Origin of the sequence: Bradyrhizobium sp. BR 1433, assembly GCF_051547665.1 — a bacterium.
Classification (GTDB): domain Bacteria; phylum Pseudomonadota; class Alphaproteobacteria; order Rhizobiales; family Xanthobacteraceae; genus Bradyrhizobium; species Bradyrhizobium australafricanum.
Window position 1 is genome coordinate 535,146 of the sequence record NZ_JBPUGG010000001.1, and the last position, 18,962, is coordinate 554,107.

Consider the following 18,962-nt stretch of genomic DNA (forward strand, 5'->3'; position numbering starts at 1 on the left):
GCGTCACGACGGGCCAACTGGCGGAGGCAAACGTCGCGATCAGCATTCCGCAGCAACGTGGCCGCGGCGACTGAAACTCCAGCTCGGCCTTGGCGACCATCTGCCGCCAGCAAGCGGCCTAGCGGGAAGGGCTGCGTTTCGGCTGGCCTTCGCGCGGAAGCTCGACCGGGATGTGGGGCGCGGTGCTCACCACGCGGGGGCTTCCGTCGGAATGGGTCTGGCCGTTGAGCAATGTCTCGAGCACCAAAAAGAATTTTTCAGAAAGCATGGGCATAGCCCTCGTCGTTTAATGTCCTTGTGTCGCGGCGCGCCGCGGAAAATTCGATCAACAAAATGCGAGTCGCACCGGCATGGCGATGCTGCGGCGCAAGGTCTCCCGCACGCAATCCGGGAGATTACCGGCGCCCACGCCGTCAACCGAGGCTTGCGCGAGATAGTTGCCAGGTTCCTAACGATTGCCGGCGCAGCACCTGATGGCGCTCACCGTTCCTTCAAGGATGCACGTTAATGATAGGGGTATGGATCGTGACCAGGACATCGACGAGGGATTTGGATCGGCGCTGCGCCGCAGCTACGGGCGGCTGGCCTGGTGGATCGTCCGACTTAACCGCGTGCTCGAACCGTCGCGCGCGGCCGAACCACCGCGCACCCTATCGCCGCCGCGGCCAGCTGTTCCGCCACGGCGGCCTGTCCCGCCACGCCCCGAATAGACCTCATCGGAATACCAGCCTCCGCTGTATCGGCCGTGCGGCCGGGCTGCTATTCATGCGCCATCCGCGGACCCCTCCGGTCCGCCGTTTTTGACGATGCGGCCGCACGGCCGCGCAAGCGACGAGGGACGAACGCGATGATTGAGACGGTTGGCATTATCGGCGCCGGGACCATGGGCAACGGCATCGCGCAGGTCTGCGCCGCGGCAGGCCTTGGCGTGACCATGGTTGATATCTCCGACGCGGCGGTCCAGCGCGGCCTGAAGACGGTCGGGAGCAGTCTCGATCGGCTGGTCGCCAAGGAGAAGATGACCGCGGCCGATCGCGACGCGACGCTCGGGCGCATCAATGCGACCACGGACAAGGCCAAGCTCGCCGCCTGCGATCTGGTGATCGAAGCCGCGACTGAGAACGAGGAGCTGAAGGTCAAGATCCTGAAGGATCTCTGTGCGGGGCTGAAGCCGAGCGCACTGGTCGCAACCAACACCTCGTCGATCTCGATCACCCGCCTTGCAGCCTCGACCGATCGTCCCGACCGCTTCATCGGGATGCATTTCTTCAATCCGGTGCCGGTGATGGCGCTGCTCGAATTGATCCGGGGCCTGCAGACCTCGGACGACACCGTCGCCAAGGCCGAAGCGTTCGCCAAGCGGGTCGGCAAGGTGGCGATCACGGCGAAGAACAGCCCCGGCTTTGCGGTGAACCGCATCCTGTGCCCGATGATCAACGAGGCGATCTTCGCGCTGCAGGAAGGCATTGCCACCGCCGAGGAGATCGATGCCGGCATGAAGCTCGGCTGCAATCATCCGATCGGCCCGCTCGCGCTCGCCGATCTGATCGGGCTCGACACGATGCTGTCGGTGATGGAGGTGTTCTACACCGGCTTCAACGACCCCAAGTACCGGCCGGCGCCGCTGCTGAAGGAGATGGTCGATGCCGGCCATCTCGGCCGCAAGACCGGGCAGGGGTTCTACAGCTACAGCAAGTGAGGCCGGCGCGCGCCTGACCCCGTAATCATCCGGGATGGATCGCGCGGACAAGGTCGCGTAACGACAAGACCTGATCCGCCACGAGGCGGGGGACATCAGAAACGAGGCCCGGTCTCCTAGGCACACCGGGCCTCGTTTTTTTGTGGGATACCGGGCTCAGTTGGCCGATGCGACCGGCGTGACGCCGGTTTCCTCGGGATCGGCGCCGAACAGGCCGACGAGATACTTGTAGTAGTCCGGCATCTTCTCCTTGAGCGTGGCGCGCGTATAGGGTTCGTGCTCGGAATCCTTGCCGGCCAGGAAGATGCTCGCCGTCACCGCGAAGAACTCCTGCTGGTTCTTCAGCGCATAGGCCTCCTTGGCGAACAGCTCCTTCGATTTGGCCTGGCTGAGGAAGCCCTTGATGCCCTTGTTCTCAAAGCCGTTCGGCATCAGCCGCGCGTGATAGGCGTGAAGGAATTCGTGCAGCAGCACCGGCTCCTTCGCGTAACGCATCATGTTCGGACGCAGCCTGATGATGCCGATGCCGGAATCGAGCGCAAGCGCGAGCGGATCCGAATTGGTCCATTGCTGCTTGTCGTGATCCCAGATGGTGACGTCGCGCGTCGTGCCGCGGTCCCATTCCGGCGGCGTCAAGCCATAGCAGGCCGCTGCCGCGCCTTCGTCGAGACACGCCATCTCGCTCGCAACGATCGGCACGCGATGGAAGAACTGCAGCACCTTCGGGCTGAAGCCTGCGGTTTCCACGACGTCGAGCTGGCGGCGAACCATGTCGGCGATGCTGGTGACGTCCTTGCGGTCGGCGTTCTCGGAGAGATCGAAGGCGTAGCCGCGATATTTCTCGACGCTGCTCGGTGCTGCCTCCGACGGCCCCGACGTTCGTGGTCCGGCAACGGCCGCTCCGGCCGCAAGTGACAGGATCATTGAAGCAATGAGCGCGCTGCGCATGATTATCCCCCGTGCGACGAGCCTCTCCGGTGTCGTCGTCCATTGAGCCGGGCGGGAGACTAGGGCAGCCGCCTTGCGGCGCGCTTACGTCGTACTTTTCAACCGCGCATCTCCGATTAGGCGCCGGTTAACTACATGCGTTCTGGACCCCCAGTGGACGGAGGGGCTGGCCGAGGACCGGTCAGCCGGTCCTCTCGATGCCGCGACTGGGTTTTGAACCATCGTCACAGCTTCTTGAGGCGGTGGCCGGAAACCTCGCAGATCCTGCGGGCGTACCTAGATCAGCGGTTGGGAGCCGATGGAGCAAGGAAACACGATCATGCGCAGGACGAATTGGGCAATTCTGGCGTTCGCGGCGCTCGGAACGAGCTGGATTGTCGGTTCCGCGTCGCCTGCGGCGGCCGATCCCTATGAGTATCCCTGGTGCATCCAGGGCCGGCAGGAGGGATATCCCGGCTATTGCGGCTACCAGACCTATCAGCAGTGCCAGGCATCCGCGTCGGGCCGCGACGCCTATTGCGGCATCAATCCGCGCGTTGCCTTCAGCCAGCAGCGGATGGCGCCGCGGGCGTTCCGCTGAGCGGCGCGACGAGGTCGGCCGGCCATGCGACCGTCGGGCACGATGGTTGCATAGCTGACGGTCGGATCATTTTTTCTGCCTTGGAGCGAATATGGGCGAGATCATCAGGTTCATCTCGAAGTCCGAACGCGAGCGTGCGCGTCTGATCCGCGAGGCGCGTGCGAACTATGAGCGCATTTTTCCATCGGCCGACCCGGCTGATGCGCAGGGCGCCGCAGACGAGGGCAGCGGCAGCGAGGCGTCGTCGAAGCCGTAGCGCCGGTAATGCGCGCAAGGGGAGGCGGAGCGGCGATGTGGCAGCGTTTGTGGCAGACTTGGACGATCGACAAGCCGGCCGCGCTTGGCGATTGGCTGTGGCAGATCCTGGTCGTTGAGCTCGCCGCCTTGCTCGATCGGCTGACGTTGCGGAAGCTGATCGCGCTGATCCCGGTTGCGATCGTGATCGGCGCCTATTGGCACCGGATTCCGCTTCCTCCCGAGCTGATGCTGGTTGGCGATGTGCTGGCCTATATCGACATCTTCTCGATGATCTTCCTGATCGGCTTCTTTACCCGCGTTGCGACGGTGGTGGCCGTCGTCAGGCAGGCCATCGATCTCGTCCGCGGCGTGATGCGGCATGTGCCGATGGCGCTGCACAGGTTTGGCGTTCGTCACCGTCGTGCCAAGGACAGTCCGCGCCGCAGGCAGCTCACGCATGCGAAGGCAGATGACGATGGCGCCGCCGGCATGGCAGGCCTGGCTTGGGCCTAGTCCGACGCGATGTGGCGGTGACGAACGCGATCGCGGCGCCTATCGCGGCTGCCCGGCCTGCTGGTCGCCGTCGTCCGCCTTCGGCCGGGCCGGGCTGTGCGCGGACGCGCCGTCCTGGCTCCGCCGATGCGAACTGGAGAGGTCGGTCGCGGCGTGCTGGGATCGATGGAACGCGATACCCATCTGGAAACTCCAGACGCCGAACAACAGCGCGCCTGCCACACAGGCCGCCACGAAAGCCCAATCGCGTTTCCTCATCGGTCCAACAAAGCCAATTCGATACCGCACCAACCGCGTGTGTTCCGAGGCTCGCCAAGCGAGCCCGCCGCATTGTGAGACGATTGCATGCGCTTGTCGATCCGCGCGGCTCACCCTCGCATCGGTCACGGAGCGGTGATCATCAAATCCTGCGTCCAGAAACACTCCGACCAGATTGCGCGGCCCCCGCAACAAACTTGCCAAACTTTCACTAGGGCGCTGGCGCACTGAGTTCGAAAATGTAGGACCCGATCGGACGATTCGCGAATGACCGAACTTGAGGAGCTCAGATATTTCGAGCATCAGTGCCTGGAGATGGCGGAGCAATCCACGCTGCCGGATGCCCGCCGCGCGCTCCAGATCCTAGCGCGCAACTACGCCGCTGCGGCTGAAATCGTCGAACGGCGCGCGCAATCCGCCAACACCGCGCTCGCGCAGCTGTTTCGATGCTTGAGGCCGTGACCGGTTGAGGGCGTTACGAGGGCGCTGCGTGCGCCGGTCACGACGACCGATCCCGATGGCGCGGATATGGTCTGCCCCTGAAAGCCGCCGGCTTCAGGTCTACCGTCGTCGGCATCGAAGTGCTTGAACACATCGGGCGACGCTGCCATCAGATTGCGCGATCCCGGCGGCATGGCGCCGTCGGCAGTCGGAAGGCGAGGTGCTGCGATGTTCTCGCTGACTTTTCTGGGAACGTCGGCAAGCGTGCCGTCTCCCGAGCGCAATCACCCGGGCATTCTCGTCGAGGCAGCCGGCAGTCGTATTCTGGTCGATTGCGGCGAGGGAACGCAGCGCCAGCTGCTGCGGAGTGGCGCCGGCTTTCGCCGGCTTGATCACCTGCTGCTGACCCACGGGCATTTCGATCATGTGCTCGGCATCCCCGGGCTGTTTTCGACCCTCCGGTTGCGGCAAAGTTCGGATGCGATGACGATTCATGCCGGAGCCGGCACGCTCGATGTCGTCGTCCGCATGCTGGCGGGCCTATGGGGCGAGGGCAGAGCGCCGATCCCGCTTGATCTGGTGCCGTTGAGCGAGGGGCGAGTCCTCGACGCCGGCGAATTCACCGTCGATTGCTTTCCCGTCCGCCACCGGGATACGGACAGCTTCGCCTTCTCGTTTCAGAGCGCGATACGCCGGCATCTCCTCCCGGACCGGCTTCTGGCGCTGCGCGTGCCTGATGGGCCGGTTCGCCGGGAGCTGGCGGAGGGGCGGCAGGTGAAGCTGGACGACGGTCGCACCGTCGACCCGGAGCAGGTGCTTGGCCCGGCCCAAGGACGAAAGAAGCTCGTCATTGTCGGTGATGCTGAAACAACCGACGGGCTGGCCGAACACGTCAGGGACGCCGACGTGCTGGTGATCGAAGCGACGTTTCTCGAGCGCGACGCGGCCATCGCGCGCGACTACGGGCATTTGACGGCCAGCGAAGCCGCCGCGCTCGCAGCGCGGAGCGGGGTCAAGCAGCTCGTGCTCACCCACATCTCCGGCCGCTACCCGGACGAGGACATTCTGGCGGAGGCGACGAGGACTTTCCCGAACAGCCGGATAGCCGTCGACTTCGATCGCGTCGCGATCTGAGTGCGGCGGCCTCCACGATCCCGGTGGAGTAACGCTGTCGAGGGTGTCTGTGAACGCGTGCCGGTGCCGTACCAGCAACGCTTCATTAACCCGACTCACGCAACGTCGTTTCAGGCCGTCTGGATGGGCCGCTAGCAGAAGGCCGCCACGAGTGACTACGTGGCGGCTTTTTGCGTCTCACAGTGCCAAGGGAGACGACCGATGGACTACGGCGCCTTCACCGACGCCAGCCTGAAGATGATGTACGAAGCCGTCCGCGGTGCGCTCAGGGCCGACGACGAATTCGAGGTCGCCGGCGAAGAGCCAAAATTCCGCGTCCGCGCGACGCCCGAGTGGAAACGGCATGCCGGCAGCCTCGAGGCCGAGATGCTGAAGCGAGGGCTGCAGCTCGATATCATCGACTGGACAGGCGGTCAGGGTGAACTGCCGTTATCTTGACGGCCGAACTCCAGCAGCGTTCCGAATGTTCGCTCCGAATTGTGCGCCGAACGGCGCGCTTGCGCCGTCATGCGTCGCGCTCCGCCTCGGCGCGGGGGTAACCTTTGTGAGGCGGGGCGGCTTTCGATCTGCCTTGAGCTGTTCCCCGATCGTTCCCTCCAACGGCGACGCTGGCCCGCTCAGAACGTCCCGTGGCCAAAGCTGAATTCCGCAAGGGCCTAATTTGCTCCACCGATGCGCCGCCATTTTGCCGCGCCTCGTTCGCTTTGCCCAACTCTGTTCATATACCTTACGAGGTAACACAGATGTCATCTGTTCGCGGTTTGTGTCGCCACCGATCGGGGTATTCGATCCAGCTCTGCCTACGGCTCGGGCTTCAGGGCGTCAGTCAAGGCCTGCTTGATGTGTTCGGCCTGTTCCTTCGTCAGCTTCTCGGCGAAGTGGCCGTCTTTCTTCAACTGCGCTGGACCCTTGAGCTCTCGATCATAGACCATCCAGTCGGTGCTTCCTCTCCGAACGACAAACCTTGACTGTAGGGGCGCTGCGTATCTCAACGATACCTCCCAATGAATTCAGCTGCTCGTCTCCAAAAGACACATCCGGTGACAGCTTGTTCCTGAACCGGGACACTGAAATTTCCTGCGCCACCTAAAGAGCAAGGCTCATGCCGGAATACACGCGCCGCCGACCGGTCCGGAGAACCGCAGGCAGGCTCGACGCCCGCGACGCCGAACGTGATGACTGCGACAGGGAGAGCAACGAGCCGTTGGCGTCCGGATGCGTCTGGTCTTGGAATTCTGACCGTCCCGAAAAAATACGCCGCCGGGCCCGAAATGGTTTGTCCCGGCGACGCCCTGTTCTTCCAGCCTCTGGGCCCTGAAATCCTCAGCGCCGAAAACCTACTAAAGATCACGCCGAACAACTGTGGTTTGGTTCACACAAAAACTAAGAAGAAGAGCCGGCGCCAGGGCCCGGGCCGGCTTCCAAACACCACGAGAGCGATGTCACTGCCACACGGAAATTTCGCGAATGTTTGGAAGGCTGACTACTTGGCTCAAATGGTTTCAGCGGCCCGAGACATAGGTGACAGTCCGTACCGGGCACATGGGTTACACTTTCCGCTTTTGTTGTGCGGGAGGTGTGATGCCGTGGAAAGCAAGTTCGGTGATGGAAGTGCGCCGTCGCTTTGTCGCCCGTCTTCTGGACGAGGAGGCCATGGCGGACGTCTGCCGCGAGTGATGCTGTGTTCCGCGTGTCCTACGATATTCCAGCAGGTGACTCGTAGGCATCGTGATCAGCGATTACGCTGCAACTTCCGTCCTCTCGAAAAAACAGGCCATTGCCTGCGACTTCCTTCCACCAACCCCGGCCAATCCGCGATCGACGCATACTCACCACGCCAAAGCGCCACGCGCTCATATCACCTTGGAATGGCTGCTCGGAGAACAAATCTTGATATCCCGGCACAGGCCAGGTGTGATCCAGCACATCCCACTCCGTGAGATTGCCTTCAAGCCAAGCATCGAAATGATCCCTGATTTTCGTTCCTGGAGGATTCGGAAACAGAGCATTGATGTAGGCTGTTCCGTCCGCATCCAACCTCGTGGGAAGAGCCTCGACGACCCTCCGCAGAAGCTCAGTGCCTTCTATTCCACCGCTCCAAAAATTATCGCTCGCCTTGGCGGCCGTGTCCGGTGCGTAAGGAGGATTACATACCAGCAGATCACATGTCCCGTCGATCGAATCGAAGAGATCGCTTGCAACAAAATCGATGTTGCTCTTTTCGTTTAGCGCTGCATTGAAGTTGGAGAATGCGATGGCGCGTGGACTGACGTCTGCGCCCACTACTGTCGCAGAATGGTCGCTTGCCAGAATAGCGTGCACTCCGGAGCCTGTTCCGAGATCAATGGCGCGCCTGCGGGGAATCCTCTTCACAAAGCCGCCGAGCATGAAGCTCTCTCCCACAACCACATGACTTGGTTGATTGCGGTATTCTTCTCTGCTTGATCGGTGACCAGATATTTCCCATAGCATGGGAACAAACAGAAGTTCGACTGCAACAAGTCGCCGTTTTTTTCAGCCAATCTCATTTCGAGCGCAGCATCGACAAAGAACGACGAAATCTGCTTCGCGATAACGTCTGCACTCACCGGCTGGCCATCGATGAAGAGCGTAATGAGATTGTCGATCGGATCGCTCTTCCGAGGAGTCCAAGACATTCGCATTCTTTGCCAGAAATTGACGCCGAGGCGAGGAAGGACCTCAAGACGTTTGGCACAGCTTGCGAGGTCGTAACCGCAACTCCGGAGCTCCTTGACGAAACGGCTCATGCGTTCACGCCGTGCCGGGATTATCGGCAACGGAACCTCCCTGGAAATTGTCGGCAGGAGCGCTCTTGTCCCGTCCTCGCGCTCGATCGGCAGGGAGTTCGGCCGGACCGCTCTTCAGCGCCTCCGCCTGCCGAAGCCAGGCGAGCAGTTCTTGCTTTCGGTCGGCCAGTGTCGCGCGCAACTCTGCGTCAAGCGCGCCAGCGGGGGCGCTGCACTTCAGGCGGTCCCCTTCGACCCATACTCTGACGTTCCGCTCGCGGAGAACCGATAGAAGCGTGGCCGTTTCCATTTGAGATCGTCCTCGGGTGCTTCGCCTTGGAATGGGCGCCCGACCTTGGAGGAGCCGGGCAGATGCTATCCCAAGCTTCTTTCGGCACTTGGTCGATCATCCGCATGGCGAGAACACCCGACGCCGTCCGCTTGAAATGCATGCGGGTAGCGCCGGCCTAGCCCCAGGAAGGAAGTGCAAATTCCCGATGGATATTGGCGCGTGCGAAACGCCAAGGGCTCGTGGCCTTAGCTCCACTGGATGAGGTACTCCGGATGTATGGGACAGCCCAGGCGAATAGGTCTTTCCCAGGCTGGAGAATCCGCGCGAACGTCCCGCTCGCGTGGGCCGCCTGGATCGCTCGAATGCTCTCGCGTGCTCCATCAAGTGTCGGGCGGCTTTGCCTGCACCGCAAGCGGATCAACATCGCCACCGTGCTGGCCGGCCAACACATCAAGGAAGTCGACGGCGGCATTTGGCTCGTCAGCTTCATGCACGATGATTTGGGATACTTCGACCTGAAGCAGAAAACCCTGCAACCCCTCGACAACCCGTTCGGCACGAGGTTGTCACCCATGTCTTAGGTACGACCTGTTACCCATGTCTCCGGGCTGGACAGAATTTGTTTGGTGAGCGCGGAGGACTCGAACCCTCGACCCCATGATTAAAAGAAAGAGTGTTTTAGCATTTTCATCAATCATTTCAACGATCCGAGTTTACAATCTCAGCGGCAAATATGGCGATAACGGGCATTAAGAGGAGGGGGTTTGTAAACCGATTTCCGCCGTGGCTGCCACCAGGTTGGCTGGCAGCTAAGCCGTCAGGTCACGGGCCTGTACCTTATCTGTTTCTTTAGGCGCCTAGGGCATAGCGGCAATGCCGACAGCAACAGCCGCAGCGAGAAGCGCTTGCCGTCAACCAAACTGATGAGGAGGTCAAGCCGACGGCAATTCGCCGTCCGTGCGTCCGCGCTTCGCACGATCAATCAACGCCGCCTTGGACCCTGTTGACGATTCGATATGAGAGATGCGGACTGCGATCTCGGTGAGCTTATCGTGGAAAGCTCCTTGTACTGAGTTCAGAACTTGTTGTGTCTCTCTGACGGCTTCGAGCTTGGTCTCCGCTTTGATTACGCGAAGTTCCGTTTCAAGATTTTTTATGCGGTCGCCGAGGGATGCAATTGCGTCTGCCATTTCCTTCTGTGCTTGCTGCAACCCCTTGATGTGGTCTGTCAGCCGCAGGTGATCAGCGATCTCTTGCGCTGTCTTCTGAATCTTTTCACGACTGAACATCGGCAGCCACCGATTTGAGGCGATCTCGCACATAGGCGAGATGACCCTCAGATGTGTCAAGTTGGTCGGCTTGCAGTATTTTGAGAACTTCCTTTTTCACCTCCCGCAAATCTTCTTCGTTAGCCTGACTAGCGGTGGTCTGCACGCCAATGGCACGTTCTTTCGCGGAGCGTACTGTGAGGTCCAAACGAGGCACCTCGGGCATCTCGGTCTGCCAAATGGTTAGTACGCGATCGGCATAATGTTCTTGGATCCAGCTCTTCAGAAACCGAGTGGGAACTGACAAGCGTACGCTCTCGTCTTGCACGCTTTCGAGATCTAGAGACCAGTTCAAGTAAACGTCGTCGCCAACGCTCGCGCGCACCGCTCGATCGAGTTCATCGGATTTAAACTTAACGCTTAACTTCTCAACCAAGCTCAGTGCTTGATCGACGCTCACGCCTTCAAGGGACTTCCGAGTTGGAGTAGCCATGAGTGTACCTGCCTGCGACCGGGATAGTAGTGGCTCTTACCGCGCAAAATCAATCGTGGAGCGCAAAACTGGAATTGCGCTTCGGCAGGGTTGAATTGGGTCCCATGACGAAAGAAGAATCGCCTGGACACTTTATTCAATCATTTCAATGATATGAATTGTTTCTGATCTCTTTGCCGAGCGAACTGTGGGCGATAACGGGCTCATTCGACGATCGCTCCAAACTCTTCTTCAAGGTGCTGCCGAGCCGATTTCGTTCGACACGTTACCGGCAACCAACCGTCAACACCGCGATCGTGAACGATTTCGGTAAAAAGATATACGTGCCATAAGAAATCAGGCTGCCGATCGGGCGGAACACGGCACCGGCAGGGGTACATGGCGTGCTCTCCATCGGACGCGCATTCTTTACCGAGACAGGCAATTGCGCATCCAGACCGTTTGGTTGAGCGAGATCAGCCGGATGCAGTATAGAACCCCAGCGAACACGAGCGCCGTGATGAGCAGTCCGATCAGCATGGCAACCTCCTCGGGTTGTCAGTGAATTGAGTATGGCGAAGAAGGGCAGGCGAGCGCAAAGGCGGAGGAGGCAACGTCGAAGGGCGGTGAAGCCGCTCGACCGCATGCACATGGCCCTCGGTGAATTCCTCACGGAAATGGGCCGGCTTGAGCTGAGAATGCTAGTGCTGGGTACGTCTCTTTCCGACATACCAATGGAATATTTTTTCGAGGATTACGCCAAGCTCACGTTCGGCCCAAAAATCACCTGGTTTGCAGAGCGCTGCGAGCAATCCGACACGATGGCTAAATACAAAGCCAAGATGAACCGTATCGACCAGGAGATGAAGGATCTTCTCAAAAAGCGGAACTACCTGACCCATGGCGAAACCTACGAAGAGTCTTTTAGAGGGCGACCTCGCGCGCCATATCGGGTAGGAGTTGACAAAAAAACATCGATTATTTGGACGACTTCGACCACGCGCAGCACGGCGACAACGTTTTCAGTATTCAGCAAATCAAAGATGCGACTGCCCAATGCGTCAAAATCCGCAGGGACCTCGAAGCGGTTGCGCAGGACATTTTCGATAACGCCGAACCGTATGTGCCGGAGCCAGACAATACCGTTTGGCCTGACGCAAAGCCCTAGCTACTTACTGCTCGTGCAATCCACGGCAGGCGCGCTTGGGTTGGGCGTTCATCCGGACAATCGCCCGGCCGACCTCCTAGAGCATGCAGGCGCGCTTTTCCGGGGGCCGTGGAACATCCCGCGGACTAGCGGGGTGAATATGATTTCGGCCGCGCGCTAAGTATCGCAGTTTTGGGCCAAACCGGGGAGGCCTCGTTGCTCGGCCTTCGAAACTCCTGAAGCGGACGGCCGAGCTCGGGACAGAGTGCTTCTAGGACATTGTTCCGCTTATCGTCGCCCCAAAGCTGCGCCTTCGCCCGAAATTTTGCCTTACCTTCGCCGTGCCGCTCCCAAAAGAGCGGCACGTTCTGTATCCGACCTTCGGCGTCGAAACAGTCTGGTTGGTTAGTGTCGAACGACAACAACGTGTCAGAGCGAGCGCCGTTTGGTTTGCAGTAATGATAGTGCCAACCGACGTGATGATTGTCTATCAAGCTTACCATTATCATCGAATATGTCGATGAGCCGCAAAACGGCGGACGATCGCTCCGTGGCAAGACGGAGTGTTTCGATGACTTCCAAGTGCCCGCGCAGAATTGGCTTCACGCCGTGCACGATGTGAATTCGGGGGCCAGATACTTCCAGGACGGGAGATGTGGCCCGTCCTCGGGTAGACGTCGTGTTGATACGCGCGAGAATGCTTCTGAGGTCGCGACAATCGAAAGCGAAGAGACCGGACAGCTTTCGTTGGTCCATGCCAAACCAAGCTCGCGCGCGCGATCTTGAATTATCCATTCGGGATTGTCGTCCCCAGCGTCAATCAAGTTGGCTATTACGCTCAAAAACCAAATCGAAAACTGAGTTTCGGCAGGAAGACAGCTTTGCTCGCGATATGATGGCGGCAAGATTGGTCGGTCAATTAGTCCATTCACTGTCGCGTCCCCATCAAAACGCATAATCTACACGGCCCGCGTCTCACGGCATCGTTTCGGTTCGGCGACTGGCAATTAGATAAGCGGTCTGGCGGGCAGGCGTGCTGACTTCAGTTGCTGGAAGGCGGCCGACCCATATTTTGCCTGGAGGCGGACTATGAAGTCGGGTTCAATGTCGCTTGCAAATGCTATCATGCCAGCGAGCTGCGCCTGTTCCGCAATATCCAACTTGCCGTTCAGGTAATGATGTAACGCCGCTCGTATCGTGCGTTTGCGCTGGTGACCAAGCGATACTCTGTGATCGTTGGTGAGAACCAGACCGGTCACAAATCGCTTGTACTTTGTCGTCGCTACGACAGTTTTCGAGTTGTTGAGCGTGAGTGTGGGATTGGCGGTTTCGCGGATCGCTTGACGGAGCATGCGCTCGACGCGAGTTAAAAATCCAGTACGCCGTGCTGAAAACGTCAAATCGTCCGCGTATCTCGTATACGTCACCTGCTCCTGTGCGACGAGTTCCGACAATCTGATGTCAAAGTCGTTCATTAGAACATTTGAGAGCGAGGGAGACGAAGGGGCGCCGATCGCTAAGTTTAATCTGCTGCTACCCGGTCGCCGATGAAACAAAAGGTTCGTACTGATCCAAATGTCTCTCGGGTCTGAAAAAACGCCATATCGTTGGCAATAGCTTCGCCAATCCTTCGCAACAATCGAGGGAAAAAAGTCCCTAAAGTCGTATTTCTTGATCGGACCGTTAGCTGCGTGCGCGGCGGCGTTGTCCTTTATCGATTTCCCCAGTCGGTAAGCTGTGGCGGAATGGTGTACGGGGAGCGTTGAAAGGATTTCAGATGTCAAAATTCTTTGCAAAGCCTTTACCTCGCGGGCAGGCTGAGAAATGAGGCGATGTCCGCCCTGACGTTTGGGGATTTCGTAGAGCTTGTATCGAGATGGTGCGTTCCAGACGATCTTCATCACGTCATGGTCGCTCAACCCAGACCCTGCGGTCAAAACGTCCATCAGTGCGCTCATGCGCCGGTGCCTCGGAGCACTTGCGCGATTGCCTTAAACCGTTGTGCGTCGTTATGCTGCCAATGCTCTCGGATTAATACGCGCCTACGTGATCGATTGCGCTCCTTCGCCGTCGGTTTCGAGTGTATAGTTGCGGCGTCGGTGCTTGCGGGCCTGGCGACGAAGTAGTCTGCCAATCCTTTTGAGACGCGCCGGAGCCAGTCGACATTCTCCGCGCAGAAGAGATATCGCTCTATCATATCGTCGGTTGGGCCGTTCACATTTAAGCTGCGCAACAGAGTGCGGATCTCGGAAATTTGGAGAGCGCCATATTCTTGAACAAGGCCAACGATCAATTTGATGACGTGTCCCGATCTGGTCGAATCAAACGTGGTTGGTTCACGAGGTCGTTCGAGCCGAACTGTGAGAGGTTGGTGTAAGCGATCCTTCAAGACTTCTGGGTCTACATTGCTAACAGAATTGCCTCTTATTCCAAGATCGTCGTCGTCGACGACGAAGACCGAGTTCGACCATGCTTGTTCTGAATGCGACGAATGGGACCAAGCTTGATGAAGGATAGGTCCTCATAGTGTTTTTCTCGAACAACGACGAACAAGCGCTGGGCGATTTCGTCGATTACCGCGAAAGCTCCAAATTCGGCGAGGCTACCTTCGCTTTCGCAAAACAGAATGATTAGTTCGACGATTTGGGCGAGGTCTGTTTCAAACTCAAGAATGTCCTTATATTTGTTGAAGACAGCGAGTTGTGCGGTGATATCCTCGGCGAGTATCAGCGCGCGCTTACGAAGTACCGGGTTGTCGTTGATTTTGTAGAATGCATCTCGGAGAGATAGGGGGTCTTTTCAGCGAGGCTCGAAATTCGGCCGCCGCATAAGAAAATGACCTGTGTGGGGACCTGGACGTGGATTTTTTCCGCGTCCAGGTCGTCTGCGAATGGCAACACCAAGCTTACCCTTGAAGCCCCGAAAGATAGTTACTCGCTATCGAGCGGAGCGTCCCCCTTGGGCGATAGCGAGTGGCTAGCTTTCGGGGCAACAAAACTCCGCAATAAGATGAGGTCCAGCGAAGCGCTAGACCAAGCACACGAATGCGCTCAAACGCGTAAGCTTGAAGCAATAAACTACTATTATCCGAATTAGACGAGGACAACCTCGGATGTGTGACCGGGCGTTATGAGCAGTGGATACTGGCCTGCGGCTCTCACGGAATGAGCTACTACTGGTTGGCTCCGGTCGGGGGCTTCCCGCTCGATCCGCCGCTAGGCGGCTTGCCCGGGGCCGGCTGGGGAGACCCCTGATGACCGCTCTGCACTTTGTTTTGTGGCGGCGGCTGATGGCCCTTCTGAAGAGGCTGATGGCCGCGAGGTTGGGGTGGGGGAGGTGGCTTCCTGTTCATTTGCAATCTCCTGGGGAATGAATTCGATTGTCTGCATTTCGCCTGACATGATCAGCACGCTTTTTCGTGTTGGGGTCCAAGGTCCGTCGTCGGGAATCTCGTACACCTGCTCGATCAGGAGATCCCGCTCGCTAGGCGCGTCCGAGGCAAACGACCGACCAGCCCACCAGCCGGCAAACCGCGTCCCACTTTTCAGCGTGACCAAGACCCATTCGCCGGGGGACCGTGAAAACTTGTAATCCCATGCGCTTGGGACGGAGTGAGAGGGCGTTAGGCCAGCGCGATGGAATGCCTTGCGAAAATAGTCGCGCTGATTACACACGCCCATAGCTGCGCCGGAAATCGCGGGAATCGCGATAATCACCGTAATCCACGCGACCGCTTTTACAGGTATGTAGGCTTCGTACTGGTAGGCGAAGTAGATGATCCAGCCCCAAAGCGCGAAGTTCACCCCGCTCACGGTAACGTAGCTGAGAAGTTGCTCCTTCCCGAGCTTACCTTGACCGACAACAAATTGGTTTCGAATGCAGAGGAAAACGTAGCCCGGCACGATGAACACGAGGGCCACGTAGATCGCATCGATCTTTGCCAAGCCTTCCACTATCGCTAGCCCCAAAAAAAATGCGTCGCCGCGGGCTCGAAAATAGTGTCCCGCCGGCGCCTGCAATCGAGCCCGTGAAATCCCCCAAGCAAAGGCTGCTATTAGCAGCCAGCGCATCGAGCAACTGTGAGCCAGTTCACAATTGGCGTTTTTCAGCTGGGCGGGAAAAGTAAGACAACAATGGACGAAGTCCGTTGCCGGGCAAAGTCACGGGTTCAACGTTTCCAAGTCACGGGGTCAGCGCGGTCTACACGGGCACTTTGTAAACCTTTTGCCCGGATTGTAAACTTATACCAAGTCCAGCAATTCTCTAAAATATTGATTTGTCGAGCGTTTTGGTGAGCGCGGAGGGACTCGAACCCTCGACCCCATGATTAAAAGCCGGATGACGGCTTAGCAGTTTCAATCCCCATTCCGACATCTTCACGCTTCGTTCCGGCATTGATCGGAAAGGAGAATTTCGTGCTGTCGGAACGGAAATCACCTCGGCCTGAAGGGGAGGTCGTCGCGTCTGCGGCGGTGATCCCGTTCCCGTTGGCCCGGCGCCTGGACCTTATCCACCGGCAGGCTGAATACGCGCTCTGCCTCAAGCCTGAGAAGGCTGAGCAGCACATCCAGCGCCAGCTTCAATGCCAGGCCGACGCACTTCGCCGCCGCGGCGTCGACCCGACTGCCATCATGCGCGAGCTGGCGGCCATGGAGATGGCCATCCGAACCGTCATGTGGCGCCTCACCTTCGGTACCCCGGAGCAGGCATGACGCGGGGAAAGAGACGCAAGACGACGATTGGCGGCCAGTTCATTGGGCGGCTCGTCGAGATGCTGGAATCCCCCGTCATGCGGGTCCTCAACCAGTCGGAGCACCGCGTACTGATACGGCTGGAAATCGAGCTCGCCCATCACGGCGGGACGAGCAACGGCGCCTTGGTGGTGACCCATCAGCAATTCGTCGACTTCGGCGTCGATCGGGAAGCCGTCGCGCCGTCGATCCGGTGTTTGGCGGCGTTGAAGCTCATCGAGATCACCAAGCAAGGAAGGGGTGGCAACCGAGAATACCGTGAGGCCAGCCAATATCGGCTGACCTACCTACACACGGACAGGGCCGATCCGACACACGATTGGCGATCCATCACCACCAAAGAACAGGCCAAGAACGTTGCCGTTGAAGCCAGACGGGCCAAAGGCGCCGAGGCCGTCGAGCGATCCAAGCAGGCCCACCAAAAACAGAAAACCGGGTCGGAGTCTCCGCAAGTTTCGGGTCGGAAAGTCCGACCTGAAACAGAACAAAGCCGGGTCGGAAACTCCGACCTGGTAGCCCGCGTCGGAAACTCCGACGTAGCTTCTATATCTCGGGGTGGGAGTACCAAACAGCCGCCCCGCGAAGCGCGCCCGTCAGGGGGCGCCGTAGCGAGCGGGGCGGCGGCACCCAGAGCGCTAGACGATCGTTCTAATGATCGCGGAACGGTCGGCGCGGGCGTCGCGACCGACGCCGACAGCAGCAGGCTGGACCATCTCCAATCGACGATCGCGGCCCGGCTCGGGCGCGACGGCTGGGAGATCCTGCAGAGCCTCGAACCCGACCACCTCCGTAACCTGACGGTGTTGCAGTCCCGCGGCGAGCTGGGTGAACCAGTTCTCGTGGAACTGCGGCTCGCTCACCTCAAGAGGAAAGCAGCATGAGCATCGAAGCAGCAGCACTTCCGCAAACTCCGGTGGAATACCCGGTGGACGGCGCTAGCACCTCGCTAGCGCCCTGCAAGCCGAACTTCCTGGAGACCGCCTACGGCAACGTCGGCGACGGCTGGACGCGGGCATTCCCATGGACGCTGTCGAGCACCAAGAGCGATTGCTATTCGACCATCTACACTCGACCCAATGGCGGCGGCCAGCGGGTCAGAGTGCATGTCCGTCGAAGCTACATCAGGGACTGCAGCGCGGCGATTTTCGAGATCACGCATCAACTGCGCAAGGAATTGCAGGCCAAAAGGTCGACGCGGTTTCGTCGTAGGAAGCGCGGTTGATGGCCAACAAAGTCGAGTTGTACTTCGACGACATCATCGCACTCGTCGCCAGCGGAATGTCTGTTCCCGAGATATTGAAGACGAACCCCCGCTTCCCGTGCCTCAACACCTGGAAGGGCTTTGTCTACAACGACCGCTTTCCGCACCGACGAAAACGGTTTGAGTGGGCGCGGGCGCAATCCTGCCGAACTCCGCGAGGTCGCTCGGCAAGTCACTTCGACGCGATCATTGCGCTTGTGGCCGGCGGGATGCAGATTAAGGCCGCGTGTCGCTCGCGGCCGGAGTTTCCAAACTGGCCGGCGTTCAAGCAATTCCTCCGGAAACATCCAGACTATCGCCAAAGGTTGAACGATGCGCGGCCGAAAAAAGTCGTCGGCGAAGCGCGGGCGCGCGTGAAATTCGCGGAGATACTGTCCCTCATCGAGGGCGGCCGGTCCATAAACTCAGCTTGTTCAATGTGTGGAGTCGATTCGCCATCTCTTTATCGGATGATGAGGAGTGACGATTCCGGAACGGCGCAATTCAACGCGGCCATTGCAGCTAGAGAAGCGGGACCCAGTGCTCTCGGAGCCGGCCGGTTTAAGAAGCGCAAGCGGCGTTGGACGGAGGCTGATTTCCAAGAAGCGTTGGAAGTCATTCGGTGCACAACGGAGACCAGCGTCGAATCCGCTCTGCAATCTCCGCTCATGCCAAAATCAGTGGTGTATAAATGGGCACTGAAGACTACGGCACGATCGGAGGCTCTGCGAAATGCGCTGGATAGCCGACCTATTGCGGCGCATCGCCGGTCCGTTGCGAAGGGCCCAAGGCCCGTCTACCGGCAAGACGTGTTGCGTACCGGACTTCTGGCCAACGAAGTGTACCGCCAAGCAAGTGCATCGGTCCCTGCGCGGCTTGATCGAGACTTCAGGGATGACCTCATTTCAGAGATAGTGATCGGGGTACTGTCCGGCGAACTCCGTCAGGAAGAAGTCAAAACGAAAGGGCTGCGCTCAATATGGCGTACGACCCGCCGACCATTCTTGGAGGTGCCGCTAAATTTCACTCCGGCGAATAGCGATGATGATGACGCCGATTTCACCACGATTGACCGCAGGTCCTCCAACGAATGGTCATTGGAGGACGCAGTATGAGCGCGCGCGGAAAAATGGTTCGCGCTGGCAACTCAGCACCTATGCTCCTACTGGAAACGGACCGCGGTGTTGCCGTCTGCGCTTTCGTTGACGGAAATGGCCGTATCCGGACGCGCTACT

22 protein-coding genes and 3 pseudogenes are annotated in these 18,962 nt (G+C 59.1%); 13 read left to right on the forward strand and 12 right to left on the reverse strand.

Annotated elements, in window-relative coordinates; all coding sequences use genetic code 11:
* Positions 1-118: 118 nt before the first annotated feature.
* The gene (locus ACSKB9_RS02685) at positions 119-268 is read right to left on the reverse strand and encodes a hypothetical protein (RefSeq protein WP_167350391.1); all 150 of its coding nucleotides are present in this window, start codon (positions 266-268) and stop codon (positions 119-121) included.
* A gap of 579 nt (positions 269-847) precedes the next feature.
* Between ACSKB9_RS02685 and ACSKB9_RS02690 the strand changes: the two genes are divergently transcribed.
* Positions 848-1,699 carry a 3-hydroxybutyryl-CoA dehydrogenase gene (locus ACSKB9_RS02690; RefSeq protein WP_076828940.1) on the forward strand — a complete coding sequence of 284 codons (852 nt, stop codon included), beginning with the start codon at positions 848-850 and terminating at the stop codon, positions 1,697-1,699.
* A gap of 156 nt (positions 1,700-1,855) precedes the next feature.
* Here ACSKB9_RS02690 and ACSKB9_RS02695 read toward each other — a convergent pair whose 3' ends face one another.
* A complete protein-coding gene (locus tag ACSKB9_RS02695) occupies positions 1,856-2,647 on the reverse strand; it encodes a hypothetical protein (RefSeq protein ID WP_438071515.1) in 792 nt (263 codons plus the stop codon).
* Between the two features lie 319 nt (positions 2,648-2,966).
* On the opposite strand from ACSKB9_RS02695, the gene ACSKB9_RS02700 reads away from it, so the two are divergent.
* From ACSKB9_RS02700 to ACSKB9_RS02710, 3 genes are all read left to right on the forward strand, one after another.
* Positions 2,967-3,227, forward strand: coding sequence for a DUF3551 domain-containing protein (locus tag ACSKB9_RS02700; RefSeq protein ID WP_028340725.1), 261 nt, complete (start codon positions 2,967-2,969; stop codon positions 3,225-3,227).
* Positions 3,228-3,318: 91 nt separating this feature from the next.
* Positions 3,319-3,483, forward strand: coding sequence for a hypothetical protein (locus ACSKB9_RS02705; protein ID WP_016846117.1), 165 nt, complete (start codon positions 3,319-3,321; stop codon positions 3,481-3,483).
* Between the two features lie 35 nt (positions 3,484-3,518).
* Positions 3,519-3,977 carry a hypothetical protein gene (locus tag ACSKB9_RS02710; protein WP_438071517.1) on the forward strand — a complete coding sequence of 153 codons (459 nt, stop codon included), beginning with the start codon at positions 3,519-3,521 and terminating at the stop codon, positions 3,975-3,977.
* 39 nt (positions 3,978-4,016) lie between these two features.
* On the opposite strand, the gene ACSKB9_RS02715 is transcribed toward ACSKB9_RS02710, so the two are convergent.
* Entirely contained in the window at positions 4,017-4,211 is a 195-nt protein-coding gene (locus tag ACSKB9_RS02715; protein WP_438071518.1) for a hypothetical protein, read from the reverse strand.
* Positions 4,212-4,502: 291 nt separating this feature from the next.
* Here ACSKB9_RS02715 and ACSKB9_RS02720 point away from each other — a divergent pair, with 291 nt between their 5' ends.
* From ACSKB9_RS02720 to ACSKB9_RS02730, 3 genes are all read left to right on the forward strand, one after another.
* Positions 4,503-4,697, forward strand: coding sequence for a hypothetical protein (locus ACSKB9_RS02720; RefSeq protein WP_092083365.1), 195 nt, complete (start codon positions 4,503-4,505; stop codon positions 4,695-4,697).
* A gap of 207 nt (positions 4,698-4,904) precedes the next feature.
* Positions 4,905-5,810, forward strand: coding sequence for a ribonuclease Z (locus ACSKB9_RS02725; protein ID WP_438071520.1), 906 nt, complete (start codon positions 4,905-4,907; stop codon positions 5,808-5,810).
* Positions 5,811-6,011: 201 nt separating this feature from the next.
* Positions 6,012-6,248, forward strand: a complete 237-nt coding sequence (locus tag ACSKB9_RS02730) for a hypothetical protein (protein WP_438071522.1) — start codon at positions 6,012-6,014, stop codon at positions 6,246-6,248.
* Positions 6,249-6,610: 362 nt separating this feature from the next.
* Here ACSKB9_RS02730 and ACSKB9_RS02735 read toward each other — a convergent pair whose 3' ends face one another.
* The 4 genes from ACSKB9_RS02735 to ACSKB9_RS02750 all read right to left on the reverse strand — a co-directional run bounded on the left by ACSKB9_RS02735 (position 6,611) and on the right by ACSKB9_RS02750 (position 8,867).
* Positions 6,611-6,742, reverse strand: coding sequence for a hypothetical protein (locus tag ACSKB9_RS02735; protein WP_256438746.1), 132 nt, complete (start codon positions 6,740-6,742; stop codon positions 6,611-6,613).
* Between the two features lie 763 nt (positions 6,743-7,505).
* A complete protein-coding gene (locus tag ACSKB9_RS02740) occupies positions 7,506-8,198 on the reverse strand; it encodes a methyltransferase (protein WP_438071524.1) in 693 nt (230 codons plus the stop codon).
* A complete protein-coding gene (locus ACSKB9_RS02745) occupies positions 8,180-8,578 on the reverse strand; it encodes a hypothetical protein (RefSeq protein ID WP_438071526.1) in 399 nt (132 codons plus the stop codon). Before ACSKB9_RS02745 ends, ACSKB9_RS02740 begins: the two co-directional genes overlap by 19 nt.
* Before the next feature lie 4 nt (positions 8,579-8,582).
* The gene (locus ACSKB9_RS02750; protein ID WP_438071528.1) at positions 8,583-8,867 is read right to left on the reverse strand and encodes a hypothetical protein; all 285 of its coding nucleotides are present in this window, start codon (positions 8,865-8,867) and stop codon (positions 8,583-8,585) included.
* Positions 8,868-9,229: 362 nt separating this feature from the next.
* Here ACSKB9_RS02750 and ACSKB9_RS02755 point away from each other — a divergent pair.
* Positions 9,230-9,430, forward strand: a pseudogene (locus tag ACSKB9_RS02755) (hypothetical protein); the annotation flags it as partial.
* Positions 9,431-9,781: 351 nt separating this feature from the next.
* Here the strand turns inward: ACSKB9_RS02755 and ACSKB9_RS02760 are convergent.
* Positions 9,782-10,138 (reverse strand): hypothetical protein, encoded by a 357-nt coding sequence (locus tag ACSKB9_RS02760; protein ID WP_438071529.1) that lies wholly within the window; start codon positions 10,136-10,138, stop codon positions 9,782-9,784.
* A 130-nt stretch (positions 10,139-10,268) separates the two neighbouring features.
* Positions 10,269-10,502 (reverse strand): annotated as a pseudogene (locus ACSKB9_RS02765) (DnaA N-terminal domain-containing protein); the annotation flags it as partial.
* A gap of 713 nt (positions 10,503-11,215) precedes the next feature.
* On the opposite strand from ACSKB9_RS02765, the gene ACSKB9_RS02770 reads away from it, so the two are divergent.
* A complete protein-coding gene (locus tag ACSKB9_RS02770; RefSeq protein ID WP_438071531.1) occupies positions 11,216-11,917 on the forward strand; it encodes a hypothetical protein in 702 nt (233 codons plus the stop codon).
* 826 nt (positions 11,918-12,743) lie between these two features.
* Here the strand turns inward: ACSKB9_RS02770 and ACSKB9_RS02775 are convergent.
* The 3 genes and pseudogenes from ACSKB9_RS02775 to ACSKB9_RS02785 all read right to left on the reverse strand — a co-directional run bounded on the left by ACSKB9_RS02775 (position 12,744) and on the right by ACSKB9_RS02785 (position 15,680).
* Complete coding sequence (locus ACSKB9_RS02775; protein WP_438071533.1) at positions 12,744-13,694, reverse strand: retron St85 family RNA-directed DNA polymerase; 951 nt, start codon at positions 13,692-13,694, stop codon at positions 12,744-12,746.
* Between the two features lie 466 nt (positions 13,695-14,160).
* A pseudogene (locus ACSKB9_RS02780) lies at positions 14,161-14,520 on the reverse strand (retron St85 family effector protein); the annotation flags it as partial.
* Positions 14,521-14,951: 431 nt separating this feature from the next.
* The gene (locus ACSKB9_RS02785) at positions 14,952-15,680 is read right to left on the reverse strand and encodes a DUF6338 family protein (protein WP_438071535.1); all 729 of its coding nucleotides are present in this window, start codon (positions 15,678-15,680) and stop codon (positions 14,952-14,954) included.
* A gap of 471 nt (positions 15,681-16,151) precedes the next feature.
* Between ACSKB9_RS02785 and ACSKB9_RS02790 the strand changes: the two genes are divergently transcribed.
* Genes ACSKB9_RS02790 through ACSKB9_RS02805 form a run of 4 tightly spaced genes read left to right on the forward strand, consistent with a single transcriptional unit; the run spans position 16,152 to position 18,842 of the window.
* The gene (locus ACSKB9_RS02790; RefSeq protein ID WP_438071536.1) at positions 16,152-16,448 is read left to right on the forward strand and encodes a DUF6074 family protein; all 297 of its coding nucleotides are present in this window, start codon (positions 16,152-16,154) and stop codon (positions 16,446-16,448) included.
* Positions 16,445-17,368, forward strand: coding sequence for a hypothetical protein (locus ACSKB9_RS02795; protein ID WP_438071537.1), 924 nt, complete (start codon positions 16,445-16,447; stop codon positions 17,366-17,368). The genes ACSKB9_RS02790 and ACSKB9_RS02795 overlap by 4 nt, the downstream gene beginning before the upstream one ends.
* Positions 17,365-17,709 carry a hypothetical protein gene (locus ACSKB9_RS02800; RefSeq protein WP_438071539.1) on the forward strand — a complete coding sequence of 115 codons (345 nt, stop codon included), beginning with the start codon at positions 17,365-17,367 and terminating at the stop codon, positions 17,707-17,709. Before ACSKB9_RS02795 ends, ACSKB9_RS02800 begins: the two co-directional genes overlap by 4 nt.
* Positions 17,709-18,842, forward strand: coding sequence for a hypothetical protein (locus ACSKB9_RS02805; RefSeq protein ID WP_438071541.1), 1,134 nt, complete (start codon positions 17,709-17,711; stop codon positions 18,840-18,842). Before ACSKB9_RS02800 ends, ACSKB9_RS02805 begins: the two co-directional genes overlap by 1 nt.
* Positions 18,843-18,962: the final 120 nt, after the last annotated feature.